The 25,199-nt window shown below is 71.0% G+C and carries 21 protein-coding genes; 8 read left to right on the top strand and 13 right to left on the bottom strand.

Annotation, left to right across the window (positions count from 1 at the left end; translation table 11 throughout):
- The first annotated feature begins 1,512 nt into the window (after positions 1-1,512).
- Positions 1,513-1,977 (top strand): hypothetical protein, encoded by a 465-nt coding sequence (locus tag ACTMTF_RS43815; RefSeq protein ID WP_441116006.1) that lies wholly within the window; start codon positions 1,513-1,515, stop codon positions 1,975-1,977.
- A 24-nt stretch (positions 1,978-2,001) separates the two neighbouring features.
- The gene (locus tag ACTMTF_RS43810; protein ID WP_441116005.1) at positions 2,002-2,352 is read left to right on the top strand and encodes a hypothetical protein; all 351 of its coding nucleotides are present in this window, start codon (positions 2,002-2,004) and stop codon (positions 2,350-2,352) included.
- 8 nt (positions 2,353-2,360) lie between these two features.
- Here the strand turns inward: ACTMTF_RS43810 and ACTMTF_RS43805 are convergent, their stop codons facing one another.
- Entirely contained in the window at positions 2,361-2,840 is a 480-nt protein-coding gene (locus tag ACTMTF_RS43805) for a sterol carrier family protein (protein ID WP_441116004.1), read from the bottom strand.
- Positions 2,841-2,922: 82 nt separating this feature from the next.
- Between ACTMTF_RS43805 and ACTMTF_RS43800 the strand changes: the two genes are divergently transcribed.
- A complete protein-coding gene (locus ACTMTF_RS43800) occupies positions 2,923-4,977 on the top strand; it encodes a PhoX family protein (protein WP_441116003.1) in 2,055 nt (684 codons plus the stop codon).
- Positions 4,978-5,011: 34 nt separating this feature from the next.
- A complete protein-coding gene (locus ACTMTF_RS43795) occupies positions 5,012-6,883 on the top strand; it encodes an ABC transporter ATP-binding protein (RefSeq protein ID WP_441116002.1) in 1,872 nt (623 codons plus the stop codon).
- Here ACTMTF_RS43795 and ACTMTF_RS43790 read toward each other — a convergent pair.
- Entirely contained in the window at positions 6,853-8,277 is a 1,425-nt protein-coding gene (locus ACTMTF_RS43790) for an MFS transporter (protein ID WP_441116001.1), read from the bottom strand. The two genes, ACTMTF_RS43795 and ACTMTF_RS43790, sit on opposite strands and share 31 nt — an antisense overlap.
- Before the next feature lie 71 nt (positions 8,278-8,348).
- Between ACTMTF_RS43790 and ACTMTF_RS43785 the strand changes: the two genes are divergently transcribed.
- Complete coding sequence (locus ACTMTF_RS43785) at positions 8,349-9,002, top strand: TetR/AcrR family transcriptional regulator (protein ID WP_441116062.1); 654 nt, start codon at positions 8,349-8,351, stop codon at positions 9,000-9,002.
- Positions 9,003-9,020: 18 nt separating this feature from the next.
- Here the strand turns inward: ACTMTF_RS43785 and ACTMTF_RS43780 are convergent, their stop codons facing one another.
- The 7 genes from ACTMTF_RS43780 to purS all read right to left on the bottom strand — a co-directional run bounded on the left by ACTMTF_RS43780 (position 9,021) and on the right by purS (position 17,455).
- Positions 9,021-10,463 carry an MFS transporter gene (locus ACTMTF_RS43780; protein ID WP_441116000.1) on the bottom strand — a complete coding sequence of 481 codons (1,443 nt, stop codon included), beginning with the start codon at positions 10,461-10,463 and terminating at the stop codon, positions 9,021-9,023.
- A 37-nt stretch (positions 10,464-10,500) separates the two neighbouring features.
- Entirely contained in the window at positions 10,501-11,163 is a 663-nt protein-coding gene (locus tag ACTMTF_RS43775) for a Crp/Fnr family transcriptional regulator (RefSeq protein WP_397017073.1), read from the bottom strand.
- 34 nt (positions 11,164-11,197) lie between these two features.
- On the bottom strand, positions 11,198-13,213 hold the full coding sequence (locus tag ACTMTF_RS43770; RefSeq protein ID WP_441115999.1) for an adenylate/guanylate cyclase domain-containing protein: 2,016 nt from the start codon (positions 13,211-13,213) through the stop codon (positions 11,198-11,200).
- Positions 13,214-13,396: 183 nt separating this feature from the next.
- Positions 13,397-15,649, bottom strand: a complete 2,253-nt coding sequence (purL, locus tag ACTMTF_RS43765; protein WP_441115998.1) for a phosphoribosylformylglycinamidine synthase subunit PurL — start codon at positions 15,647-15,649, stop codon at positions 13,397-13,399.
- The gene (gene purQ / locus ACTMTF_RS43760) at positions 15,646-16,329 is read right to left on the bottom strand and encodes a phosphoribosylformylglycinamidine synthase subunit PurQ (protein ID WP_441115997.1); all 684 of its coding nucleotides are present in this window, start codon (positions 16,327-16,329) and stop codon (positions 15,646-15,648) included. Before purQ ends, purL begins: the two co-directional genes overlap by 4 nt.
- Positions 16,330-16,601: 272 nt before the next feature.
- The gene (locus tag ACTMTF_RS43755) at positions 16,602-17,039 is read right to left on the bottom strand and encodes an ATP-binding protein (protein ID WP_397017081.1); all 438 of its coding nucleotides are present in this window, start codon (positions 17,037-17,039) and stop codon (positions 16,602-16,604) included.
- 170 nt (positions 17,040-17,209) lie between these two features.
- Positions 17,210-17,455 carry a phosphoribosylformylglycinamidine synthase subunit PurS gene (gene purS / locus ACTMTF_RS43750; protein ID WP_189142685.1) on the bottom strand — a complete coding sequence of 82 codons (246 nt, stop codon included), beginning with the start codon at positions 17,453-17,455 and terminating at the stop codon, positions 17,210-17,212.
- 224 nt (positions 17,456-17,679) lie between these two features.
- Between purS and pdhA the strand changes: the two genes are divergently transcribed.
- The 3 genes from pdhA to ACTMTF_RS43735 are packed head-to-tail and all read left to right on the top strand — an operon-like array spanning position 17,680 to position 21,209.
- Entirely contained in the window at positions 17,680-18,771 is a 1,092-nt protein-coding gene (gene pdhA, locus ACTMTF_RS43745; protein WP_441115996.1) for a pyruvate dehydrogenase (acetyl-transferring) E1 component subunit alpha, read from the top strand.
- Positions 18,768-19,748, top strand: coding sequence for an alpha-ketoacid dehydrogenase subunit beta (locus ACTMTF_RS43740; protein WP_441115995.1), 981 nt, complete (start codon positions 18,768-18,770; stop codon positions 19,746-19,748). The genes pdhA and ACTMTF_RS43740 overlap by 4 nt, the downstream gene beginning before the upstream one ends.
- A 15-nt stretch (positions 19,749-19,763) precedes the next feature.
- Entirely contained in the window at positions 19,764-21,209 is a 1,446-nt protein-coding gene (locus ACTMTF_RS43735) for a dihydrolipoamide acetyltransferase family protein (RefSeq protein ID WP_441115994.1), read from the top strand.
- A 59-nt stretch (positions 21,210-21,268) separates the two neighbouring features.
- Here the strand turns inward: ACTMTF_RS43735 and ACTMTF_RS43730 are convergent, their stop codons facing one another.
- The 4 genes from ACTMTF_RS43730 to ACTMTF_RS43715 are packed head-to-tail and all read right to left on the bottom strand — an operon-like array spanning position 21,269 to position 25,191.
- A complete protein-coding gene (locus tag ACTMTF_RS43730) occupies positions 21,269-22,513 on the bottom strand; it encodes an adenylosuccinate synthetase (protein WP_441115993.1) in 1,245 nt (414 codons plus the stop codon).
- A complete protein-coding gene (locus ACTMTF_RS43725) occupies positions 22,510-23,445 on the bottom strand; it encodes a hypothetical protein (protein ID WP_441115992.1) in 936 nt (311 codons plus the stop codon). The genes ACTMTF_RS43730 and ACTMTF_RS43725 overlap by 4 nt, the downstream gene beginning before the upstream one ends.
- Before the next feature lie 13 nt (positions 23,446-23,458).
- Positions 23,459-24,463 carry a molecular chaperone DnaJ gene (locus tag ACTMTF_RS43720; protein ID WP_441115991.1) on the bottom strand — a complete coding sequence of 335 codons (1,005 nt, stop codon included), beginning with the start codon at positions 24,461-24,463 and terminating at the stop codon, positions 23,459-23,461.
- Positions 24,460-25,191, bottom strand: a complete 732-nt coding sequence (locus ACTMTF_RS43715; RefSeq protein ID WP_441115990.1) for an NUDIX hydrolase — start codon at positions 25,189-25,191, stop codon at positions 24,460-24,462. The genes ACTMTF_RS43720 and ACTMTF_RS43715 overlap by 4 nt, the downstream gene beginning before the upstream one ends.
- Between the last annotated feature and the right edge of the window lie 8 nt (positions 25,192-25,199).

Raw genomic sequence — 25,199 nt, 5'->3', positions numbered from 1 at the left:
GGCGCCACGGCCGATCCGGGGCTTCGGAACGCGTCCAGGATGCCCTCATCTTGCCTGCCGCCTGGGGATTTGGCACATGGTGGCCCAAGAATGACCGGGGTCTTACCGTGTCAGAGGGTTTCAATGGCGGCTTCCGCGAAAAGGTGAAGTATCCGGCATGCAGACCCATCGGGAGACGCAGACGTGACCACACCTGGGGACCCGAACCAGCCTCGCGGGCGCGAGGACCGTCCAAACCCGGACGAACCCGGCCGTGACCCGGCCTCCCAGCCGCCCGAGGAGGTCCCCTGGTGGGCCGAGGGCGTCCCGGAGGACCAGCCACCCGCCCCCGAACCCGGCACGGCGGCACGTCGCTATGCCGACGACGGCCCCCTCTCGCCGGACGAGCCCCACCGCGAATCCGAGGAGCGGCGCTCCTGGGAGCGGGTGCCTGAGGAGGAGCCGGGCGAGGAGCCCGTCACACCCGCACCACCCGTCGTGCCGCTCACCGACGAGCCACCCGCCCCTGGCCCGAGCCCGGTACCCCGCCCAGGTCCGGGCCCTGTGCCTGACCCAGGCCCAAGCCCTGTACCCGGCCCCGACCCGGGACCTGCGCCCGAACCAGGCCCTGCGCCCGAACCAGGCCCTGCGCCTGGTCCAGGTCCTGTGCCCGGTCCAGGTCCTGGTCCTGAGCCTGGACCTGGTCCTGTGCCCGGTCCTGGTCCTGTGCCCGGTCCGGGGCCTGAGCCGGGGCGGCCTGAGCCGGGGCGGCCTGGGCCGGCGCCTGGTGGTGGGCCCGGCGAGCCTCGGCATCCCGATCTGCCCACCTCGCCTGAGGTCCCCGAGCCGATCCAGGTTCCTGACGAGACGGACGCCGAGCGTACGGCCGTCTTCGAGACCCGCGACAAGAGCCGCCCAGGCGGACCGCCGCCTCGCCAGCCTGGAAGCACCCCGACCTACCCCGGCTGGGAAGAGGACGACACAGGCGACGAGCCCGGCCCCGCAGCCGTACGGCCCCCGTCCCGCTACGACCCGCCCACCCAGCCACCGGGTGAAGGCCCGTCGGCCTCCGGCGGCGCGACCCCGGACGAGGGCGCCCCCAAGGACCGAAGCGGGGAGACGCCGTACGGAGAACAGCCCTCCCCGGAGCGACTCACGGAGGGAGGAGCGATCACCCCAGGCGACCAGGAGCCCGCAGCCACCCCACCGCGCCAGGACCGCCCCGACAGCGGCACGCCTTCACCCTCCAGGCCGTACGACGACGGCTCCCAAGAACAAGAACCGGCACACGGCGACACCACACCTTCGGGCCCGTACGGTCAGAAACCGCAGGAGGGGGAGGGCCCGCCTTCCAGCCCGTACGGGGAGGAGCCGGGCGCTACGCCTTCGGGTCCGTATGGGGAGCCGGGTGCTGAGCCTTCGGGTCCGTACGGGGAACAGCCGGGTGCCAGGCCTTCGGGTTCGGACGGTAAGGAGGCGCAGGAGGTTTGCCGTCTGCCTGCCGATGCGTACGGGCAGGGGCAGGAGCCCGCGGTGCCCGGGACGTCGCCCTCCAGTCCGTACGGTGGGCCGCCGGGAGCCGCGCCTGTTTACGGTGCCCCCGGGGGAGGGGCCGCCTACACGCCACCGCCCGGCTCGTCCGTGCCGTACCCGCCTGGCGAGCAGTACCCGCCCGGCTGGCGGGCATCCGGTCAGCCGGGGAACGGGCTGGCCACGGCGTCGCTGGTGCTGGGGGTGGCGAGTCCGTTCCTGGTCTTCGTCTGCTTCGTCGGCCTGCTGACCGCGATCCTGTCGATCGTGTTCGGCATCGTGGCGATCGTCCGGCGGACGGGCAAGGGCCGGGCGATCACCGGGATCGCGTTCAGCGTGCTCGCTCTGATCATCTTCACCGCCCTGGCCCTGTGGTTCTGGAGCGTGGTGCAGGAGTGCGGCCAGCTCCCCAGCGGGCTCGCCGACCGCTGCCTGGAGGCGCGCATCCCGTGGCTGGCCCCCAGGTGATCAGGCTGGGGAGAAGATGGGCTCGTGAGCTTCGATCTTGCGGTTCTCGCGATGGACGGGTCGGCTGACGCCGCCGCGGCGCGTGCGATGTTCGAGCGCTGCGTCTCCGGCGATCATGCCGAGGGCGAGGTGGATGAGCGGGTGGCCGGGTTCTACGAGCGGCTGCGCTCGCGGTTCCCGGACCAGCCGCCCTACGCCTCCGACTCTCCATGGATGTCGACGCCGCTGGCGGTCGGCATCGACCACGTGATCATGCAGCTGAGCTTCTCGTCGAGGAGCGATGCGGCGATCAGCGCGATCGAGGAGCTCGCGGCGGAGTTTCGCCTGGCCATCTGGGATCCGCAGGCACAGGATGTCCATCTGCCGGGAGCGTGACCGGCCGATCAGGCATCGGTCCGGAGGGGCAGGTGGTCGGAGAGGTCGGCGCGGGCGCCGCTGGCCGAGACGGCGCCCTTGGCCATCGCCTCCGCCCAGGTGGTCCGCCCGACGGCCAGCTCGATCCAGGTGCGGGCGTCGGTCTCCACCACGTTGGGCGGCGTGCCGCGGGTGTGCCGGGGCCCGGCGATGGCCTGTACGGCGGCGTACGGCGGCACGCGTACCTCGACGGTGCGGCCGGGCGCGACGGCGGTGAGCCGGTCGAGCAGGTGCCGCACGGCCTGGCGGGCGGCGTCGCGTTCGGGCCGCAGACCGCGGTCGTAGGCGGCGAGCACGGCCTGCACGAGCGCGTCGGCCAGTGAGGCCGCGGGGCCGTCGTACGGTGGCTCGTCGAGCGCGACCAACTGCGCGTCGAGGGCGGCTCTGAGCTTGTCCGGGTCCGGTTTGCGTGGTGCCACCGGCCCATTGTGCTCCCTGGAAGCGTTCATCGTGCCGGAGTGCGTCGTTCATCTGCGGTTTTCGCTGTAACCGTAGTGTCCCGGCCGAAGACCGCACTACCTTGGAGGACCTGTGGCGAATCTGTCGCCGCGCCGGCTGCTGCCGCTGCTTTCCACCCCGCACAAGGGTGGCCGTTCCGCGATGACCTGTCAGTTCCGGTGTGGCAACGCGTGTGCGCACGATGTGGCCAACACCAGCGCCAATCCGTATTTCGGTGAGGTGGCCGAGCAGGCGCTGTCGCGGCGGGGCGCGCTGCGCGCGGGCGCGCTCGGCGCGCTGGTCGCGGGTGTCGGCGTCACCGGTGCCGCGCCGGCGTTCGCCGATCCGGCCAAGCCCGCTGCGAAGCATGGCGGCCCCGGTGGTGGCATCGATTTCACGCCCGTCCCGCCGAACACCGACGACGCGCTCCGTGTGCCCAGCGGCTACCGTTCGTCCGTGGTGGTGCGCTGGGGCGACCCGGTGCTGCCGGGTGCGCCGGCGTTCGACTTCGACAAGCAGACCGCCGAGGCGCAGGCCAAGCAGTTCGGTTACAACTGTGACTTCGTCACCCTTTTCCCGATGGGCCGCAGCCGTGGCCTGCTCTGGGTGAACCACGAGTACACCGACGAGGTGCTGATGTTCCGCGGTTACACGACCGGGGACGCCGCCACGGAGGAGCAGATCAAGATCGCGCTGGCCGCGCACGGCGGCTCGGTCGTCGAGGTGGAGCGGGCGCACGCCAACGGCCAGTGGAAGCTGGTGACCAAGGGCCGCCGCCGCTACAACCGGCGTATCACCGCCCAGACGGCGATGCGGTTCACCGGCCCGGCCGCCGGCAGCGACCTGCTCAAGACGGCCGCCGACCCGCAGGGCGTCAAGCCGCTGGGCATGCTGAACAACTGCGCCGGCGGCACCACCCCGTGGGACACGGTGCTGACCGCGGAGGAGAACTTCAACCAGTACTTCGTCAACGGTGACAAGGTGCCCGCGGATCAGGCGCCCTCCATCGAGCGGTACGCGATCACGAAGGGCGTCCCCGACGACAACCGGCGCTTCGACCGGATCGAGGAGCGCTTCGACCTGGCCAAGCACCCGCACGAGGTCAACCGGTTCGGCTGGATCGTGGAGATCGACCCGTTCGACCCGGACTCGACGCCGGTCAAGCGGACCGCGCTGGGCCGTTTCGCGCACGAGGCCGCGACCACGTCGCTGGCCCGCGACGGCCGCCTGGTGGTCTACATGGGCGACGACTCCCGCTTCGAGTACGTGTACAAGTTCGTCTCGAAGGAGCGTTACCGCCGCGGCAACGACCGCCACAACCGCACCCTGCTGGACGAGGGCACGCTGTACGTGGCCAGGTTCACCGGCGACAGCCCGGCGAACGAGATCGACGGCTCGGGCAAGCTGCCGAAGGACGGCGAGTTCGACGGCGCCGGCGAGTGGATCCCGCTGGTCACGGGCGACAAGTCGCACGTGGAGGGCATGACGGCCGCCGAGGTGCTGGTCTACACGCGTATCGCCGCCGACAAGGTGACGGCCACGAAGATGGACCGCCCGGAGGACGTGGAGCGCAACCCGGTGACGGGCGCCGTCTACGTCGCGCTGACCAACAACAGCAACCGCACCGCGGCGCAGACGGACGAGGCCAACCCGATCACCAAGAGCAAGCACGGTCACGTGCTGGAGATCGTGGAGCGCCGTAACGACGCGGCGGCCGAGTCGTTCGCCTGGTCGATCCCGCTGGTCTGCGGCAACCCTGACGACGCCTCGACGTACTTCGCGGGCTACGACAAGTCCAAGGTGTCGCCGATCTCCTGCCCGGACAACCTGGCCTTCGACCGCGACGGCAACCTGTGGATCTCCACGGACGGCAACCAGCTCGGCGGGCACGACGGCCTGTTCGTGATGCCGGTGCGCGGCCGGGAGCGCGGCCATGTGCGGCAGTTCCTCACGGTTCCGATCGGGGCGGAGACCTGCGGCCCGATGATCACCGATGACCAGCGCAGCGTGTTCGTGGCGGTGCAGCACCCGGGTGAGGTCGACGGAGCGAGCCCGGACAAGCCGGCCAGCCGCTGGCCCGACGGTGACCAGCCGCGGCCGTCCGTCGCGGTGGTGTGGCACGACAAGGGCAAGAAGATCGGCAGTTGACCTCTAGTTAACTTGAGGTCCTAGTCTCCATGCCATGAGCATGGAAGTGACCGCATGGAACCAGCTGTATTCGCTGAACAACCGCTCGGAGCGTCGCCAGGTGTCGAAGGCGACGCTCCGCCGCGTCTGGGGGTTCGCCCGGCCGCACCGCGGCAGGATCGCGGTCTTCCTCGCGCTGAGCGTGGTGATGGCGGCGCTGGCGGTGGCTCCGCCGGTGCTGGCCGGCCGGGTGCTGGACGCGATCGGGCAGAGTGCGCCGGTCGGCGTGGTGGTGGGTCTGGCCGGCCTGATCGCGGGGCTGGCGGTGGCCGAGGCCGGGCTCGGCCTGGTGACCCGGTGGCTGTCGGCCGGGCTGGGCGAGGGGCTCATCCTGGACCTGCGCACGGCCGTGTTCGACCACGTGCAGCGGATGCCGATCGCGTTCTTCACCCGGACGCGCACCGGCGCGCTGGTGAGCAGGCTCAACAATGACGTGATCGGCGCTCAGCGGGCGTTCACCGACACGCTGTCCAGCGTGGCGGGCAACGTGGTGACGCTGCTGCTGGCGCTCACCGTGATGGTGGGCATCTCCTGGCAGATCACGCTGCTGGCGTTGCTGTTGCTGCCGGTGTTCGTACTGCCGGCCCGCCGGATGGGCGTCCGGATCGCCCGGCTCAGGCGCGAGGCGGCCGACCACAACGCGACCATGGGCACCCAGATGACCGAGCGGTTCTCGGCGCCGGGCGCGACGCTGGTGAAGTTGTTCGGCAGGCCCGCCATGGAGTCGGCCGACTTCGCGGCCAGGGCGCGGCGGGTGCGTGACATCGGTGTGCGCACGGCCTTCACCCAGTCGGTCTTCGTCACCGCGCTGACGCTGGTGTCGGCGCTGGCCCTGGCGCTCGTCTACGGCCTGGGCGGCTTCTACGCGCTGCGCGACCAGCTCGACCCGGGCTCGGTGGTGGCGCTGGCGCTGCTCATCACCCGTCTGTACTCGCCGCTGACCGCGCTGGCCAACGCCCGCGTGGACGTGATGAGCGCGCTGGTCAGCTTCGAGCGGGTCTTCGAGGTGCTCGACCTGGAGCCGCTCATCCAGGACAGGCCGGGCGCGCGCGAGGTGCCCGCCGGGCCGGTCGGCGTGGAGTTCGACGACGTGCGCTTCGCCTACCCCTCGGCCGACAAGGTGTCGCTCGCCTCGCTGGAGGAGGTGGCGGCGCTGGACAGCCGTGGCGGGGTCGACGTGCTGCACGGCGTCTCCTTCACGGCCGAGCCGGGCCAGATGGTGGCCCTGGTCGGCTCCTCCGGCGCGGGCAAGTCGACGATCGCGCAGCTCCTGCCGAGGCTGTACGACGTGGACGAGGGCGCGGTGCGGATCGGCGGCGTGGACGTGCGGGACCTGACCGCCGACTCCATCCGCGAGACGCTCGGCATGGTCACCCAGGACGGCCACCTGTTCCACGACTCGATCAGGGGCAACCTGCTGTTCGCCCGGCCGGAGGCGACCGAGGAGGAGCTGTGGGACGCGCTGCGCAGGTCCAGGCTCGCCACCATGATCGAGTCACTGCCCGACGGGCTGGACACGGTGGTGGGCGAGCGCGGCTACCGGCTGTCGGGTGGCGAGCGCCAGCGGCTGACGATCGCCCGGCTGCTGCTGGCCGGCCCCCGGGTGGTGATCCTGGACGAGGCCACCGCGGCGCTCGACTCCACCTCGGAGGCCGCCGTGCAGGAGGCGCTGGCCGAGGCGCTGGCCGGGCGGACCGCGGTGGTGATCGCGCACCGGCTCTCCACGATCCGCGCCGCCGACGTCATCCTGGTCATCGAGGACGGGCGGATCGTCGAGCGCGGCACGCACGCCCAGCTGCTCGCCGACGGCGGCCGCTACGAGGAGCTCTACCGCACTCAGTTCGCCGACCCGGCCATCGCGGCCTGAGGCCGCTCCTCCTGCCCCTTCTCAGGTGTACGCGTCCCGCGCATCGTGAAGAGGGCGACCGGGATGCCCACCAGCACGACGACGGCCGCGACCACCAGGGTGAACTGGTAACCCTCCAGGAAGGCGGCCAGCGGCGACCGGTCGCTCGCCGCCTGCCTGGCGCTGAGCAGCGCGCCCAGGACGGTGATGCCGAGCAGCCCGAACACCTCCCTGAAGACGTTCAGCACCCCGGAGGCCACCCCTGACCGTCCCGCCGGCATCCCGTTGAGCACGGCGGCGGTCAGGGGCACCAGCATGCCGCCGCCCAGGCCGTACAGCATGAACCAGGGAAGCACGTCCGCGTAGCCGGCGTCCGCGCCGACGCCGGAGAGCATGAGGATGGCGGCCCCCATGAGCGCCATCCCGAGCGCCACCGTCCGCCCGATGCCGAGCAGCGCGCTGATCCGCTGGGACAGCACCGCCACCACCGCCATGATCAGCGCCATCGGCACGAACGCGGCCCCGGCCTCGGTGGGGCTGAAACCGAGCACGTTCTGCAGCCAGAGCGCGCTGAAGAAGTAGATGCCGAACACGCCGAACGACCAGATGCCGCTGGTGATGACGCCACCGGTGAACTGCCTGGCGCGGAAGAGCGACAGGTCGATCATGGGCTCCGCGGACCGCCTCTCGACCAGCACGAACGCGGTCGCGGACGCCAGCGATACGGCGACGGCGGCCAGGATCCCCGGTGAGGTCCAGCCGGCCGCCTCGCCCTCGATGAGCGCGTAGGTCAGGGTGAGCAGCGCGAGGGCGGAGGTGACCAGGCCCGGCAGGTCGAGGCTGTGCCGTACCCGAGTGAAGGCGGGTCGTACCGCCCACAGCGCGAGCCCGAGCGTCACCGCTCCGATGGGCACGTTGATCAGGTAGATCCACCCCCAGTGCGTGTTCTCGCTGATGAAACCGCCGGTGACGGGGCCGAGCGCCATGGACAGGGCGCCGGAGGCGCTCCAGATGCCCACGGCCCTGCCGCGCTCGGCCGGATCGTTGAAGATCTGGGAGAGCAGCGACAGCGAGGTCGGGGTGAGCAGCGCCGCGCCGACGCCCTGCACCGCGCGGGCGGCGATCAGCGTCCCGCCGCTGGTGGCGAGCCCGGCGGCGAGCGAGGCGACGGTGAAGACGATCAGTCCGGCGACGAACACCCGCCGGGCCCCGAACAGGTCCGCGAGCCTGCCGCCGACGAGCATCAGCCCGGCGAACACCAGGATGTAGCTGCTCACGATCCACTCCAGGCCGGAGATCGTCAGCCCCAGCTCCCGCTGGATCGTCGGTAAGGCGACATTGCCCACGTTGTTGTCCAGGGCGGTCATGAAGGTGCCCAGCGTCAGCGCGATCAGCGCCCACCACTTCCGGTCCACGGCAGTCCCCCTATACGGCGTACTTGTACGCCGTATAGTTGAACTCGTACGGCGTATAGTTGTCAACCGTGATGGGAAAACTGACCGCCCCCGCGATCGTCGAGCGCGCCCTCCGGATCGGCGACACCGAGGGCCTCGACGCCGTGACCATCAGGCGGCTGGCCACCGACCTCGGCGTCACCCCGATGGCCCTCTACTGGCACTTCAAGAACAAGGAGCAGCTCCTGATCGGCATGGCCGATCACCTCATCGCGAACTTCGCGCCCGAGCCCGCCGACGACCGGCCCTGGCAGCAGCGGCTACGCGAGCTGGTGGAGGGGCTCGTCCGCGTCCTGCGCGCCCACCCGTGCGCACGCACCGTGCTGGAGCAGGTCGACCAGGAGGACGTGCCGAGCTACCTGACCGTCTGGAACGAGGCCCTGGGGCTGACGCACGCCGCCGGGTTCGCCGACGAGGAGTGCTGTCTCATCTCCAAGTATCTGCTGCACAGCGCGATCTCCATCGCCGACGTCCCCGTGCACTTCCGCCCCGGCCACACTGACGAGGAGATCGCCGAGATCGTCCGGGTCAAGCGCCTGGGCCTGGAGTCACTCCCCGCCGACGCCTACCCGTACCTCGTCAGAATGGCCGGCCCCATGGTCGACTGCCCCCCGAGCCTCTACGACTCCTTCGGCGTCGACCTCATCCTGTCCGGCATCGAAACCCTCGCGGCCCGCCGCTCATAGCAAGCTCGACGGGCGCGCTCAGCGGCGCGGGGAGCGGGCCAGGGCGGCGAGGAGGGCGCCGGCCAGGGCGACCGCGAACAGGACCCCGTACGTGCGCTCGAAGCCCTGCATGAGCTGCCCCACCGCCACCGGTGACAGCGTGGACAGGGTGCCCGCGTACACCTGGGCCCGCACCTCCGGGCTCACCGCGCTGCCCAGCACGCTGAGCGACAGGCCCACGCTGAGCACGATGCCGACGTTCATCACCATGAGCCGGAAGCCGTTGACCACCCCGAGGCTGCCGCTCGGCAGGGCGCTCATGACCTGCGTGGTGTTGCCGGTGAGGAAGGTGCCGCTGCCGCAGCCGGCCACGAACAGGCCGATCCCGATGATCCAGTACGGCGTGCCGGGGTCGGCCGTGAGCATGAGCACGCCGAGCCCGGCCGCGCTCATCAGCGCGCCGCCGATGGACAGCAGGTACGGCGACACCCTGCGGCCGAGCAGCCCGACGATGGGGGAGGACAGCGCCATGCCCACCGGCACCGGCAGCACGCTCAGCCCGGCGGTGAACGGGTCCACCCCCCTGGCCGCCTGGAAGTAGAGCGCCACCACCAGGATCAGCGCCGCACGGGCGACGGCGTTGCAGAAGGAGGCCAGGTTCGCGCAGGCCAGCATCCGCCCGCCGAACAGCCGCAGGTCCAGCACCGGATTGGCGGCCCGCCGCTCCACCAGCACGATCAGCGGCGCCAGGACCACGAACAAGCCCGCCCCGATCAGCGCGACCGGACTCGTCGGCCCGCTGGAGCCGGCTTCGGACAGGGCCAGGATGATGGCCGTCAGCGCGGCGAACACCAGCGCGTTGCCCATCCCGTCCACCGGGCGTCTCGGTCCCTTCGGGACCTTGCGCAGGATGATCCCGCCCCAGATGATCGCGACCAGCCCGGCGGGCACGTTCACCCAGAAGATCCACTGCCAGCCCGCGGTCGCGGCGATCAGCCCGCCCAGGGTGGGGCCGGCGAGTTGCGCCACGGACAGGGTGCCCATGTAGACGCCCATGCCCTGACTGAGCCGGTCGGGCGGGAAGGCCTCGGTGATGATCACTGTGCCGTTGGCCAGGATCATCGCCGCGCCGACCGCCTGCAGCATCCGCATCACGATCAGGAACCACACGTCCGGCGACAGCCCCGCGAGCAGCGAGGCCACCGTGAACAGCGCGAACCCGGTCAGATAGACCTCACGCCTGCCCAGCAGGTCGGCCACCCGCCCGAAGAACACCAGGCTCGCGGTGTTGACCAGCAGGAACGCCAGCAGGATCCAGCCCGACTGGAACGGCGTGGCGTGGAAGTGGCGCACGACCGTGGGCAGCGCCACGTTGAGTGTGCTGCCCGCGATACCGATGAGGACCAGCCCCAGGCTGGTGACCGAGCACACCCGCCAGGCGTAGCGCAGGCGGCCGGCGTCATCGGAGGTGCTCGCGACCATGCCCCTAACTATGACGTACGGCGTACGTACGGTTGGGTCAGCGTGCCCGTTTGCGCAGTCCCTCCATGTCGTGGACCACCACGCGCCGCCTGCCCGTCTCGATCAGCCCGCGGTCGCGCAGCGTCCGCAGCGCCTTGCTGACGGCCTCCCGGGACGCGCCGGTCCACCCGGCCAGCTCGTCCTGCGACAGCGGCAGCGCCACGCGGACCCCGTCGTTCGTCTTCTCGCCGTAGCGCTCGGCCAGCTCCAGCAGGCGGGTCGCCACCCGTCCCGTGGTGTCGAACGCGCCGTACTCGATCCGCTTCCGGTCGGCGTCCCGCAGCCGCCCGGTGACAAGCTGCATGAGCAGGACGGCGATCCGCCCGTGCTCCTGCAGAAAGCCGGTGAAATCACGGATGGCGATGCCCGCGATGGGCTCCAGCGTGGTCACCGTGGCCGAGCGCGGCGAGCCGTCGATGGCCGACATCTCGCCGAGCAGCGCGCCGGGGCCGCGCACGGCCAGCACCACCTCGGTGCCGCTGCTGGTGTGGGAGGAGACCTTCACCCGGCCCTCGGTCAGCACGAGCACCCAGTCGGAGGTGTCGCCCTCGGACATCACGGTCGTCCCACGATCCCACCGCCGGGGCCGGCCGGCCGCACGCAGGACCTCGATGTCTTCGGGAGTCAACATGGCTAGGAACTCGCCGGGCTCTGGCTTCATGTGCCTGATTATGTCCGTACAGCGCGTGACCTTTCTATGTCAGCGCCGTCAGAACGTACGCCTCCACGGGCTCCTCCTTGCCCTTGAGGCTCAGCTTGCCCAGCGGCCGCACCGTCGCGCCGACGCCGAGCTGCTTGCGCGTGGTCGCGCCGATCACCACGGTGCCGGGCTCGGCCAGCGTCTGCAACCGGGCGGCCACGTTCACGCAGTCGCCCATCGCGTTGAACCCGCGCAACCGGGGGCTGCCGATGTTGCCCACCAGCGCCGGACCGGTGTTGACCCCGACCCGGAACGTCGGCCACTCGACGTCGCCCTTCGTCCAGGCGGCCTCCTCCGCCACCTCGGCGGCCGCCTGCTGCATCGCCAGCGCCGCCCGGCAGGCCGCCGCGGCGTGGTCGCCCTGGGTGGCGGGGGCGTTGAACAGGGCCAGCAGCGCGTCACCGACGAACTGCACGATCGTGCCGCCGTTGTCGAGGATGCAGGGCACCGCGGCCGTGTGGTAGCGGTTGAGCATCTCCACGATCTCGCCGGGCGTGACCCGCTCGGAGAACGTCGTGAACCCCTTGAGGTCGGCGAAGAGCGCGGTCAGCTCCTTGAGCTCGCCGCCCAGCGCCGCCTGCGTGGGGTCGGCCAGCAGGGCCTGGGCCACGTCGGGCGACATGTACTGGCGGAAGAGCGTGTCGAGCTCCTGATAGAGGCGGGCGTTCTCCAGCGAGATGGACAGCTGGCCGGCCAGGGTGGCGGCGAGCGCCTCGTCCTGGCCGGTGCGCCCGAGCGGCACCTCCAGGACCCCGGCCAGATGGTTCTTGACGGTCAGCGGGTAAGCGACCAGGCTGTCGCGCCTGATGGGCGTGGTCCCGGTGAACTCGTACTCACGTGAGCCGATCTGGGCCTTGCCCTCGGACACCAGACCGATCCGCACGTCGCCGTACGCCTGCCGGACGCTCTCCAGCGCGGTCGCCAGCAGCTCGGTCTCCGGCAGGCCGATCCGGGTCTGGGCGCTCACCTCGACCAGCGCGGCCAGCCGCTCGGACAGCTCCCGCTCCTCGGCCAGCGCCCGGCCGGCCCGGTCGAGCACCGCGGCCTGCCCCTCGTTCAGCCGGAACTTGCCCGACATCCGGGTCGCGGCCAGCGGCTCTCCCCGCCGCACGTGCTCGACCAGCTCCTCCAGGGCCGCGTCGTAGTCGCGCTGGATGCGCCGCACGGTCGCCGACAGCGCCACCGAGTCGAACAGCCCCGCGCTCGACCCCTCCCGCCTGAACTGCAGATAGGCGCTGTAGGCGACGAAGACGAACGCGAACGTCAGCAGGATGTGCCACTCCCACCACGACAGATGCCAGTTGAGCTGCGACATCCCGGCGACCATGGACTCGGCCAGCAGCGCGTAGGCGGTGATGAGGCTGATCAGCATGGCCGACGGCCGCCGCCTGTGCAGCAGGAACATCATCACGCTGGCCGCGAGGTACAGCGCCAGGCCGGGCAGCGACCCGATCGCCAGCCAGTCGACCGGAGTGAGCAGCGGCGGCCGGCTGAGCGGCGTCAGGCCGGGGATCAGCGACGCCAGCCCCCAGAGGATCATGAACCCGACCAGCACACCGCGCACCAGGTGCTGCGAGCGCAGCACCACCTGCGCGGCCTTCTCGCCCAGCGGGAAGGCGGAGGCGAACGCGAACAGCGACGCGATCGAGAGCCCCACCTGCTGCCCGATGTCGAACCCGAGCGACCCGGTGGGCAGGATGATCTTCGGAGTGGCCAGCCCGTGCAGGAAGAAGAACCCGGCGCTGCTCAGGAAGACCATCGACACCAGGAACAGCCTGGCGTCCTGCCTCCTGCGTGACGCCTCGCTGATCAGCATGCCGAGCGCCACGTTCAGCCCGGCCACCAGGAGGATCAGCCAGAAGTGACTGGAGTTGTGCTCCCACATGATGTTCAGCTGCGGCTGGGCCAGCAGCAGCCAGAGTCCGAGCAGGGGCAATCCCAGGTGGATGGCCCAGACGACCCCGCGCACGGGCTGCGTGGCGGGCGGCAGGTACGGGCTGGGAGTGGACAAGGTCATTTCCGCCTTCGACGCGCTATGGCTGCGAACGTCCTTGATTATTCACGTGCTGCCGCGCCCGTTGCTGTGGCTTTTTACGGGGATGAACGGTCGGCATGGTCTACGTCGTCTGCCGGAAGAAGGGCTGAACGACCAAGGGCCGGTACGGAGTCCGTACCGGCCCCTGAGGGTTGACGATCAGCCGAACAGCGCCGGCAGCGTGGCCGTGTGGGTCGCGCGGAGCTCCTCGACCGGGATCTCCAGCACGTCCTCCACCACCAGCGACGTGCCGCCCGTGACGCCGAGGCCATAGCACGGGACGTCGTGCTCGGCGCAGAGCACGGCGAGCTCGTCGAAGGACTCCGGCCGGACCACGACCAGCGCCCGGGACGCCGACTCGCTGAACAGGCCGGTGAACGGCTCGCCGCTCAGCGCCACGGTGGCGCCGACGCCGCGCGCCATGCAGGACTCCGCCAGCGCGATGGCCAGCCCGCCGTCGGACAGGTCGTGCGAGCCCTCCAGCAGGCCGCGCCTGGCCGCCTCGACCAGCACCGCGCCGAGCGCCTGCTCGGCCACCAGGTCCGCCTGCGGCGGCAGGCCGCCGAGGTGGCCGTGGGCGACGTGCGCCCACTCCGAGCCGCCGAACTCCTCGTTCGTCTCGCCGAGCAGCGCGACCCGCAGCCCATCGGCGGTGAACCCGGTCGGCACCCGCTTGGCCACGTCGTCGATCACACCGAGCACGCCGACGACGGGCGTCGGGTGGATCGGGGTCGAGCCCGTCTGGTTGTAGAAGGAGACGTTGCCGCCGGTGACCGGCACGCCGAGGGTCCGGCAGGCGTCGGCCAGGCCGCGCACGGCCTCGGCGAACTGCCACATCACCTCCGGGTCCTCGGGGGAGCCGAAGTTGAGGCAGTTGGTGACGGCCAGCGGCTTGGCCCCGGTCACCGCGACGTTGCGGTAGGCCTCGGCCAGCGCGAGCTGGGCGCCGGCGTAGGGGTCGAGCTTGGCGTAGCGGCCGTTGCCGTCGGTGGACAGCGCGATGCCTCTGGTGGTCGGCTCGGCGCCGGCGATCGCCTCGGAGATGCGCAGCATCCCGGCGTCGGCCGGCTGGGCGAGCACGGTGTTGGAGCGCACGTAGCGGTCGTACTGGCCGGTCACCCACTCCTTCGACGCCAGGTTGGGCGAGCCGAGGAGCTGCAGCAGCGTGGCTCGCAGGTCGGCGGGCCGCGCCAGGCCGTCGGGGGTGTCGGAGTTGAGGGCGACCTGGCCGGCGGGCTCGTGCAGGGGCCGCTCGTAGACCGGGCCCTCGTCGGCGGCGGTGCCCGGCGGGATGTCGACGATGGTCTCGCCGTCCCAGGTCATCACCAGTCTGCCGGTGTCGGTCACCTCGCCGATCACGGTGGCGGGGACGTCCCACCGCTCGCAGATCGCCATGAACGCGTCGATGTCGGAGGGCCGTACGACGGCCATCATCCGCTCCTGCGACTCGCTCATCAGGATCTCCTCCGGCAGCAGGGAGGGATCGCGGAGCGGGACCAGGTTGAGGTCGACGTGCATGCCGCCGGTGCCCTTGGCGGCCAGCTCGGTCGTGGCGCAGGACACACCGGCCGCGCCCAGGTCCTGGATGCCCACGACCACGTCGGCGGCGTAGAGCTCCAGGCAGCACTCGATGAGCAGCTTCTCCATGAACGGGTCGCCGACCTGCACGGCGGGCCGCTTGGCGTGCGACTCGTCCTCGAAGGTCGCGCTGGCCAGGACGCTGGCGCCGCCGATGCCGTCAGGGCCGGTGGAGGCGCCGAACAGCACCACCTTGTTGCCGGGGCCGGGAGCGACGGCGAGCTTGATCTGGTCCTTGCGCAGCAGGCCCACGCAGAGCGCGTTGACCAGCGGGTTGCCGATGTAACACGGGTCGAAGACGACCTCGCCGCCGATGTTGGGCAGGCCCAGGCAGTTGCCGTAGTGGCTGATGCCCTCCACCACGCCCGGCAGCACGCGGCGCGTGTCGTCCTGGTCGGCGCCGCCGAAGCGGAGCGCGTCCATGACCGCGATCGGGCGGGCGCCCATCGACATGATGTCGCGCACGATCCCGCCGACGCCGGTCGCGGCGCCTTGGTGCGGCTCGACGTAGGACGGGTGGTTGTGCGACTCGATCTTGAACGTGGCCGCCCAGCCGTCGCCGATGTCCACCACGCCGGCGTTCTCGCCCATGCCGACCAGCAGCGCCTCGGACTTGGGCGCCTTGGTGGCGAACTGCTTGAGATGCACCTTGGACGACTTGTAGGAGCAGTGCTCGGACCACATGACGCTGTAGATGGCCAGCTCGGAGCCGGTGGGGCGACGGCCCAGGATCTCGCGGACCCGGTCGTACTCCTCCCGCTTCATGCCCAGCTCGGCGTAGGGCATCGGCTCGTCGGGCGTGCCCTCTGCCCTGCTGACGGAGTCGGTGCTCATGCGTTCACCAGATTCTTGAGGATGGAGGTGAAGAAGCCGAGGCCGTCGGTGCTCGGCGCGCCGACCAGGTCCTCGACGGCGTGCTCCGGGTGCGGCATGAGGCCGACGACGTTGCCCGCCTCGTTGCGGATGCCCGCGATGTCGTTCATCGACCCGTTGGGGTTGCCGTCGAGGTAGCGCACGACCACCCGCCCGGCGGACTCCAGCTCGGCCAGCGTCTCGGCGGAGGCGACGTAGCGGCCCTCGCCGTGCTTGACCGGCAGCACGATCTCCTGGCCCGCCTCGAACGCGCCGGTCCAGGCGGTCTCCGTGGACTCGATCCGGACCCGCTGGTCGCGGCAGACGTAGTGCAGGGAGGCGTTACGGGTCAGCGCGCCGGGCAGCAGGTGCGCCTCGCACAGGATCTGGAACCCGTTGCACGTGCCCAGCACCGGCAGCCCCGCGTGGGCGGCCGGGATGAGCTCCTCCATCAGCGGCGCGAACCGGGAGATGGCTCCGCACCGCAGATAGTCGCCGTAGGAGAAGCCGCCGGGCAGGAACACGGCGTCGACCCCCTTGAGGTCGTGATCGCCGTGCCACAGGGGCACGGCCCGCGCCCCCACGAGCCCTACGGCCCTGGCGGCGTCCTGGTCGTCGAGAGTGCCGGGAAACGTGACTACGCCCACACGGGCAGCGCTCATGACAGTCGTCCCCTCCGGAGGAGTTGCGCAGTGGAGTTACGCAGCCGCCATCCCCGTGGCAGGCGGCGGTCACTTCAGGTTATCGGGTACGTCCCCATGCTCCTCATCAACCTCCCACCTGCAGAGTCCTCGGCGGTGATCGACGAGCGGGGCACGGACGAAAATGACAGTTGATCATGGACGTTTCCGACATGCGGAGGGGGACAATTCTGATATGAATCAGCGGACAATTCCCGCTTACCGCAGGGAAATGCCAGGTCAGGGCCCTGGGCTCAGACGGCGGCGAGCTCGCGGGAGCGGTCGTCGGCCGCGTCGTCCCAGGCGAGCTGCTTGCGCATGTGCACGGTCGTGCCGCGGCCGGGGGTGATGCCGAAGGAGATCTCGTCGACCACCGAGCGCATGATCAGCAGACCACGGCCGTTCTCGGTGTCAGCGGGTGGAAAGTGCAGCGGCACCGACGGCAGACCACCTCCGCTGTCGGCCACCCGCACGTCGCAGCGGCCGTATCCGATCGACGCCGTCACTTCGTAGCGGTTGGCGGGACCGCCGTGCCGCACCGCGTTGGAGCAGGCCTCGGAGACCGCGAGCAGCATGTCGGCGATGCACGACTCGCTCACATGCAACGAGCGCATCGCGTCGCCGAGCACTCGCCTGACCATCGGGATGCCGATCGCATCCCGAGGCAGTGCCAACGAGAACTCAATGTCCACCGGACTCCTCCGGGCTCCGGAATGTCACCTGGAGTAAGTTTCCCCGTGAAATCGGGGCTAACCGCAAAATCACGCTGTTGTTATTTAGTGTTGGCCGGGCCGTGGCATTGTGGCACGCCAGAACCCCGCTTTGGCCCGCCAGGGCCATTTCAGGTATCAGATGTGGTGTTCTACCCCTCGACACGCAGCGTGAAGTCCTCGATCACGGTGTTGGCGAGCAGGGTCTCGGCCATCTTTCGGACGTCCGCAAGTGCCGCCTCGTCGGCCGGACCGTCGAGCTCCACCTCGAACCGCTTGCCCTGTCGTACGGCTGACACGCCGGAGAACCCCAGCCGGGGCAGTGCACGGGCGATCGCCTGGCCCTGCGGGTCGAGAATCTCGGGCTTCAGCATGACGTCTACGATGACGCGCGCCACTGCGTTCCTCCTGGGTAAGGCGGGGTTGGCAAAGGACAGCCTACCGGCGCGTGTGGCAGCGGGCACAACGGGAACGGGGAGGAGATGGGGCTTGCGCGAAGGGCTGTGACGTCTGCCACTATGGCCCCAAACGCGCACGAACCACCATCACATGGTCCGGCGCACAGCAGGCCGGCCCAGTGGCGACCCCATCGAGACCGGCCCTGACCGCACAGGAGTGGCACGTGACCGTCGACGCCTCTCGTGGTGCTGAAGCACCCCCTGAGCTCGTGCAGTTGCTCACCCCCGAGGGAGAGCGGGTCGAGCATCCCGACTACGACATCGACCTGACTCCGGAGGAGATCAGATCCCTCTACCGGGACCTGGTCCTCGTACGGCGCATCGACCTTGAGGCCGTGGCCCTGCAGCGGCAGGGCGAGCTCGGCATCTGGGCCTCCCTCCTCGGCCAGGAAGCCGCCCAGATCGGCTCGGGCAGAGCCCTGACCGACACCGACATGGCCTTCCCCACCTACCGCGAGCACGGCGTGGCCTGGTGCCGCGACGTCGACCCGGTGAAGCTCCTCGGCCTGTTCCGGGGCGTCAACCACGGCGGCTGGGACCCCAAGGAGCACAACTTCCACCTGTACACGATCGTCATCGGCAGCCAGACGCTGCACGCCGTCGGCTACGCCATGGGCATCCAGCGCGACGACGCCACCGCGGCGACCATCGCCTACTTCGGCGACGGCGCCACCTCCCAGGGTGACGTGAACGAGTCGTTCATCTGGGCCAGCGTCTTCAACGCGCCGATCGTGTTCTTCTGCCAGAACAACCAGTGGGCCATCTCCGAGCCGCTGGAGAAGCAGACCCGCATCCCCCTCTACCGCCGGGCCTCCGGCTTCGGCTTCCCCGGCATCAGGGTCGACGGCAACGACGTCTTCGCCTGCCTCGCCGTCACCCGCCAGGCGCTGAAGAACGCCCGCGAAGGCCAGGGCCCCACCCTCATCGAGGCGTTCACGTACCGGATGGGCGCCCACACCACCACCGACGACCCCACCCGCTACCGCGTGGCCAGCGAGCTGGAGGCGTGGAAGCTCAAGGACCCGATCGAGCGCGTCAAGGCGTTCATGTTCAAGAACGAGCTGGCCGACCAGGCGTTCTTCGACTCCGTGGACAGCGAGGCCGAGGCCCTCGGCGCCGACCTGCGCACCCGCTGCCTGGCCATGCCCGACCCTGAGCCGCTCGCCATCTTCGACCACGTCTACGCCGAGCCGCACGCGCTGATGGACGAGGAGCGCGCCCAGTACGCCGCCTACCTGGAGGGGTTCGAGAGATGACCGTGCTGAGCCTCTCCAAGGCGCTCAACGAGGGCATGCGCAAGGCCATGGAGGACGACCCCAAGGTCCTCATCATGGGCGAGGACGTCGGCAAGCTCGGCGGCGTCTTCCGCGTCACCGACGGCCTGCAGAAGGACTTCGGCGAGGACCGGGTGATCGACACGCCGCTGGCCGAGTCCGGCATCGTCGGCACCGCGATCGGGCTGGCGCTGCGCGGCTACAGGCCGGTGTGCGAGATCCAGTTCGACGGGTTCGTCTTCCCCGCCGCCGACCAGATCATCACCCAGCTCGCCAAGATGCCGATGCGCTCACTCGGCGCGATCAAACTCCCGGTCGTCGTACGCATTCCCTGCGGCGGTGGCATCGGCGCGGTCGAGCACCACAGCGAGTCACCCGAGGCGTACTTCACCCACACGGCCGGACTGCGGGTCATCGCCTGCTCCAACCCGGCCGACGCCTACGCGATGATCCAGCAGGCCATCCAGTGCGACGACCCGGTCATCTTCTTCGAGCCCAAGCGCCGCTACTGGGAGAAGGCCGACGTCGACACCTCCGACACCGGCTGGTGGACCCCCATGGACCGGGGCAAGGTGGTCAGGCCGGGCGCCGACGCGACGCTGCTCGCCTATGGGCCCATGGTCAACACCTGCCTGGAGGCCGCCACGGCCGCCGAGGAGGACGGCCGCTCCCTGGAGGTCATCGACCTGCGCTCCCTCAACCCCCTGGACGCACCCCTCGTCATGGACTCCGCGCGCAGGACCGGCCGGGTCGTGGTCGTGCACGAGGCCCCCGTCAACAGCGGCTTCGGCGCCGAGCTGGCCGCGCGCATCACCGAGCAGTGCTTCTACCACCTGGAGTCGCCCGTGCTGCGCGTCGGCGGATTCTCCACCCCCTACCCGCCGTCCAAGCTGGAGGAGCACTACCTACCCGACCTCGACAGGGTGCTCGACGCCGTCGACCGCGCCTTCGGCTTCTGACAGGGGGACCCGTTCGTGAGACGTGAATTCAAGCTCCCCGACGTGGGCGAAGGGCTGACCGAGGCCGAGATCGTCCGCTGGCACGTCCAGCCGGGCGACGAGGTCAAGGTCAACCAGATCGTCGTCGAGATCGAGACCGCCAAGTCCATCGTCGAGCTGCCCATCCCGTGGCACGGCGTGGTGGCGGACCTCCTGGCGGCCGAGGGCGAGACCGTCGAGGTGGGCCTGCCCATCATCGCCGTCGAAACCGGCGAGCCGGCCCCGGACACGGGCGTCACCGAGGAGCGGCGCGCGCTGGCGGAGGACCTGGTGCCGCCCCCACCCGCCGAAGGCGCCGTCGAGCCCGGTGCCCACGGCAGCCCCGCCCCCAAGGAGCAACGCCAGGCGGTCCTGGTGGGCTACGGCGTCAGAACAGGCGCCACCAAACGCCGCCCCCGCAAAACCCGAACCCCCGCGACCATCCCAGCCCCCCCGGTAGCCAACCCCGACCGAACAGAACTCCCCGGCGCCACCGCCCCCACCCCCACCCCACCCACCCCCCGCGCCGGGGCGGTGAGCAGGGGTACGGCGGAGCCCGGCGCAACGACCACGGACGTCAGCCGGACAACCGTCCTGGCCAAACCACCAGTACGCAAACTGGCCAAGGACCTCGGCGTAGACCTCGCCGCCATCACCGGGACAGGCCCGCAAGGCTCCATCACCCGCGAGGACATCCAAGCCGCAGCGCAGGAAGCCCCCGGCGCGCCGCAGCCCGTACAGCAGCTGGAAGAGCGCATCCCCGTCAAGGGCGTGCGCAAGATGACCGCCCAGGCCATGGTGGGCAGCGCCTTCACAGCCCCGCACGTGACCGAGTTCCTCCAGGTGGACGCCACGAAGACCATGGAGGCCGTCCAGCGCCTGAGGACGCTGCCCGAGTTCGCCGAGGTCAAGGTCTCGCCCCTCCTCCTGGTGGCCAAAGCAGTCCTCACCGCCGCGAAACGCCACCCGATGATCAACTCCGCCTGGGACGAGGCAGCCCAGGAAATCATCGTCAAGCACTACGTGAACCTGGGCATCGCCGCCGCGACCCCACGCGGCCTGGTGGTGCCCAACATCAAGAACGCCCACCAACTCTCCCTCCCCGACCTGGCCACCCAACTGGCTCAGCTCACGGAGACCGCCAGAGCGGGCCGCACCCAGCCGCCCGAGATGGCGGGAGGCACGATCACGATCACCAACGTGGGCGTGTTCGGAGTGGACGCGGGCACCCCGATCCTGAACCCCGGCGAGACCGCCATCCTCGCCATCGGCCAGATCAGGGACCAGCCCTGGGTGGTGGACGGCCAACTCGCCGTACGCAAGGTGACGACCCTGTCGCTCTCCTTCGACCACCGCGTGGTGGACGGCGAGCTCGGCTCGCTCTTCCTCCGCGACGTGGGCGCCATGCTGGAGGACCCGCTCCGGGTCCTGGCCTGGACCTGACCTGCCGGGAGGACCCGCTCTGGGTCCTGGCCTGGATCTGACCTGCCGGGAGGGCGCCCTCAGCGCCCTCCCACCCCGGTCAGCAAGCGCTTGTCGCGGGAAGTGGCACCCCACGACCCCAGCACCACGGGCACGCCCAGCGCCTCGGACACGGCGGCCGGCCAGTCCGTCACCGGCTCGCCGTACACCGGCCTCTCCCGCGACAGCCGGGCGGCGAGAGCGCCCTGCCGCGCCAGCGCCTGCTCCTCTCCCACCTGCGCCTCCAGGACGGCGGGCGCGCCACCTTCGTAAGCCACGCACATCCGGGACACCGGCGCGTCCAGGTGGGTGAGCGCCAGCCCGTCGCACCCGCCGGCGGCCTCCACCGCGTACCGGTGCGCGACCGCGTCGAAGTGCCCCAGCCTGAACGCCCCCTGCCATGGTCCCGTGCCGTTGTGCGCCTCGGGCAGCTCCAGCGTGGGGTCCTCGGTCACCAGCGGCCCCGGCCCGTGCCGGGTGGTGTAGGTGCGCAGCACGCCCAGCCGCGCCGCGCCGACGCCCGCCAGCAGGTCGAGCGCGTTGCCGAACGTGGTGGTGCTCCAGGTCGTGTACGGGTGGAAGCCGTGCCGCTCGTCGAGCAGCACCCCCTGCGCCCCTTCGAAGATCACCGGCCCCCGCCTGAGCAGCCGTGCCAGATGACCGTCATCGGTGAGGGTCACCGCCGAGGCGAACGCGCCGTAGGCCGCCACGCAGTCCTCCACCGGCGGCCCGTCCACCCCCAGCGCCTCACGCACGGCCCGCAGCTTGCCCGCCAGCAGCCGGGGCCGCGCGCAGTCGCCGACACGCGGCGCCAGCTCCGGCCGGGCCAGCGCGAACGCCATCGTCTCGCCCACCCCCATCCCGCACGACCCGTGCCGGTCCGCCCCGCGCGCCAGCTCACGCCGCCGCCCGGCCGCCACGTGGTACGGCGTGGCGAGCAGCGCCTCACGGTCCACGCCCAGCAGCTCGTACGGGCTCCGCACGCCGATGGAGGCCAGGTGGGCCGCCTCGGCGGACAGGGCGAGCGGATCGACCACCACGTGCCTCGACAGGTACGTCGGCACCCCGCGCAACGTGCCCGACCCGAACTGCGCGAACGTGTGCTGCCTGCCGTCGGGCAGCACCACGTTGTGCGCCGCCTGGGCCCCGCCGTTGAACCGGACCACCGCCGCGACCGGCTCGCGGGAGCCCGCGTAGGAGCCTTCGTTGGAGCACAGCCAGTCGACGACGGTGCCCTTGCCGGCGTCGCCGTAGCCGAGGTCGGCGACGATCACGTGCTCGTTCAACCGTCGAGCCCGTCGAGCGGCTCGGACACGACCAGCGTGCCCCGGTCCAGCTTGGCCAGCGCCTTAGACACCGACGCCCCGGCGCCGGATCCCAGCCCGGCCAGGTCGTCGAGCCCCTGGGCCAGGTCGATGGCGTCCTCGCCGAGCCCGACCGTGAGCGCGATCGTCTCGCAGACGGCGTCGAGGTCGTCGAGCTCCAGCACGTTCTGCCCGAGCAGGCCGCGCCAGACCGACAGCACCTCGCGGTCGCCGGCGTAGCTGGTCCCGGCGGGCAGGATGTAGTAGACGTCGTACTTCCTGGTCAGCTCGGTGACCAGGTCGGCCACCTTGATGTCACCCTCTCGGGGGTCGCCGATCAGCGTGTGCACCATCTTGCCGCTGACCCTGGGGTAGGGCAGCTCGTCGCCGATGATGAACAGGTAGCCGCGCCGGCCGCGCTTCTCGTAGCAGTCGATCGAGGTGTGCCGGGCCATGAAGTACATGGCGAGCTCGTACGACTCCCTCTTCTGGCCGCCGCCCCCGCCTTCGAGGAGGATCCGGCCGAGCTGCTCGTCCATCCGGTTGTCGGACTCGAACTGCCCGACCTGCAGCGGCGCCCGGTCGCAGGTGGCGTCGCCGATCGCGCCGAACATGATCTGCGGGTCCTCGGCGTACCCCTTGCGCAGCAGCAGCCCGAGCAGGTCCGGCAGCTTGGTCTGCAGCCTGCGCGGCACGTGCCCCATGGAGCCCGTCACGTCGAAGAGCACCGAGATGGCCAGCGAGTTCGGGTGCTCGGCGGAGTCGCGGCTCTCCCTGTGGATCTTGTACGGCGAGAGGTTGGGGTGGGTGGTGGTGGCGCCGCTGTCGGTGTGGGCGAAGGCACTGGCGCCGGTGGCGGCCCGGTAGTTGGCGGCTGAGGTGTAGACGTCGGTGGACCAGATTCCGCTTCCCATGGGGGATCCTTCTCTAGAGGTGAAGGGGCCGGTACGTGCGCGGCCCGTAAAGCGTTTCGAGCAGCTCGTCCAGCTCGGCGAGCAGCGCCCAGGCGTCGGCCGGCGGGCGCAGCAGGCAGCCGCGCACGAAGGCGCGCATCGCCCCGGGGTGCTCGCCCAGCAACCCGGCGACGCACCGCGTGACGGCCTGGACATCCCCCCGAGCCCCGGCGACGCTCCCGTTCGGGGTGAGGTCCTGGGCCTGGCACCAGTCGACGAGGATGAGGCCGTGGTCCATGGGGTGGACGAGAACGTGGCGGGGGAGCACCGCGCCGTGCGCGATCCCGGCGCGGTGGGCCAGGCCGACGGCCACCAGCATGCGCCGCCAGATCCACGCCACATCCCTGGGATCGAGCCCGGTGCCGATCCGGTCCAGGCCGACGAACCCGTCGGGGGCCCGGCTGATCACGTTCGCCTGCCGTACCGTATCGCCGGTTTTGTAGCGGAACTTGTCGATCAAGCGGGGGAGGTAGGGCAGGAAACGCGGGTCGGCGTTGACGGCGAGCTCCCGCAACACGGCGGCCTCCCGCACCAGCAGATGACCGTCCGCCGCCACCCGCACCACCTTGAGCACCGCCTCCACTCCTGCCGGCCCCGACCCGCCCGCGCCGCCCGGCCCAGCACCCTTCCCAGCACCCGACCTGGCACCCGACCTGGCACCCGACCTGGCGTCCGGCCCGGTGCCCGGGTCGGCGTCCGGCGTGGCCGGGTAGAGGACGGCGGTGCCGCCCTTGTGGAGGGGTGGGCCGACGCGGTAGCGGCCGACGCGCTGCCCCCGGTTGTGGATCTCCCACAGCGTCGCCAGCCGGGCGAACTCCGCCGCCGAGCCGGGGGACACGTCGGGGTGCAGCAACCGCGCCAGCCGCCGGTACACGCCCACCGGTGAGCCGCCCGCGAACAGCTCGGCGGCCGATCGCGCCCCGGTGACGATCGCCTCCGCCTCGGCCGTGGTCATCGGATCGGTCATCGGATCGGTCATCGGATCTCCTCCTCGCGCGAGGGCCGGAGCAGCGCGGGATGGAGCAGCCGGGCGTCGCCCGCGCGGTAGAGCTTGGCCCGGGGACCGCCCCTGGCGCCACCGGACTCGGTCGTCTCGCCGGTGCCCTCCACGAACCCGGGGACGGACAGCACCTTGCGGTGGAAGTTGCCCGCGTGCAGCGGCGTCCCCCAGACGCTCTCGTAGATCAGCCGCAGCTCGGAGATGGTGAACGTGCCGCCCGCGAAGGCCGTGGCCAGCGGGGTGTACTCCAGCTTGGACCGGGCCCGTTCGACCCCGTCGGCCAGGATCCGCCCGTGGTCGAAGGCGAGCGGGGGCAGGTCGTCGACCGGATGCCAGACGGCGGCGGCCGCGTCGCTGCCGGCCAATGGGTCGGGCAGGTCGGGGGCGAAGGCCAGGTAGGAGATCGACACCACGCGCATGCGCGGGTCCCGCGCGGGGGCGCCGTAGCTGGCGAGCTGCTCGATGTGCGCGGGCCGGGTGTCGAGCCCGGTCTCCTCGGCCAGCTCGCGCACCGCCGCCTCCGCCAGGTCCTCGTCCGGCTTGATGAAGCCGCCGGGCAGCGCCCAGCTCCCCGCGTACGGCTCGACGCCGCGCTCGACGATGAGGACGTGCAGCCGCCGGTCGCGAACGGTCAGCGCCACCACGTCCACGGTCACCGCCACCGGCGCGTAGAGCCGCGGGTTGTACGAGGCCAGGAACTCTTCCATGCACCCAT

It is taken from the genome of Nonomuraea sp. ZG12 (assembly GCF_052068115.1).
In the GTDB taxonomy this organism is placed as follows: domain Bacteria; phylum Actinomycetota; class Actinomycetes; order Streptosporangiales; family Streptosporangiaceae; genus Nonomuraea.
The sequence above is the reverse complement of the archived record's forward strand: the minus strand, read 5'-3'. Positions and strand labels throughout refer to the sequence as shown.

Bases quoted from the DNA above. Each gene is read 5' to 3' on its own strand.
- ACTMTF_RS43805 (WP_441116004.1), bottom strand. From the start codon at position 2,840: ATGAACGCTTCCAGGGAGCACAATGGGCCGGTGGCACCACGCAAACCG.
- ACTMTF_RS43795 (WP_441116002.1), top strand. From the start codon at position 5,012: ATGAGCATGGAAGTGACCGCATGGAACCAGCTGTATTCGCTGAACAAC.
- ACTMTF_RS43785 (WP_441116062.1), top strand. From the start codon at position 8,349: ATGGGAAAACTGACCGCCCCCGCGATCGTCGAGCGCGCCCTCCGGATC.
- ACTMTF_RS43780 (WP_441116000.1), bottom strand. From the start codon at position 10,463: ATGGTCGCGAGCACCTCCGATGACGCCGGCCGCCTGCGCTACGCCTGG.
- ACTMTF_RS43775 (WP_397017073.1), bottom strand. From the start codon at position 11,163: ATGAAGCCAGAGCCCGGCGAGTTCCTAGCCATGTTGACTCCCGAAGAC.
- purL (WP_441115998.1), bottom strand. From the start codon at position 15,649: ATGAGCACCGACTCCGTCAGCAGGGCAGAGGGCACGCCCGACGAGCCG.
- purQ (WP_441115997.1), bottom strand. From the start codon at position 16,329: ATGAGCGCTGCCCGTGTGGGCGTAGTCACGTTTCCCGGCACTCTCGAC.
- ACTMTF_RS43740 (WP_441115995.1), top strand. From the start codon at position 18,768: ATGACCGTGCTGAGCCTCTCCAAGGCGCTCAACGAGGGCATGCGCAAG.
- ACTMTF_RS43725 (WP_441115992.1), bottom strand. From the start codon at position 23,445: ATGGGAAGCGGAATCTGGTCCACCGACGTCTACACCTCAGCCGCCAAC.
- ACTMTF_RS43720 (WP_441115991.1), bottom strand. From the start codon at position 24,463: ATGACCGATCCGATGACCGATCCGATGACCACGGCCGAGGCGGAGGCG.
- ACTMTF_RS43715 (WP_441115990.1), bottom strand. From the start codon at position 25,191: ATGGAAGAGTTCCTGGCCTCGTACAACCCGCGGCTCTACGCGCCGGTG.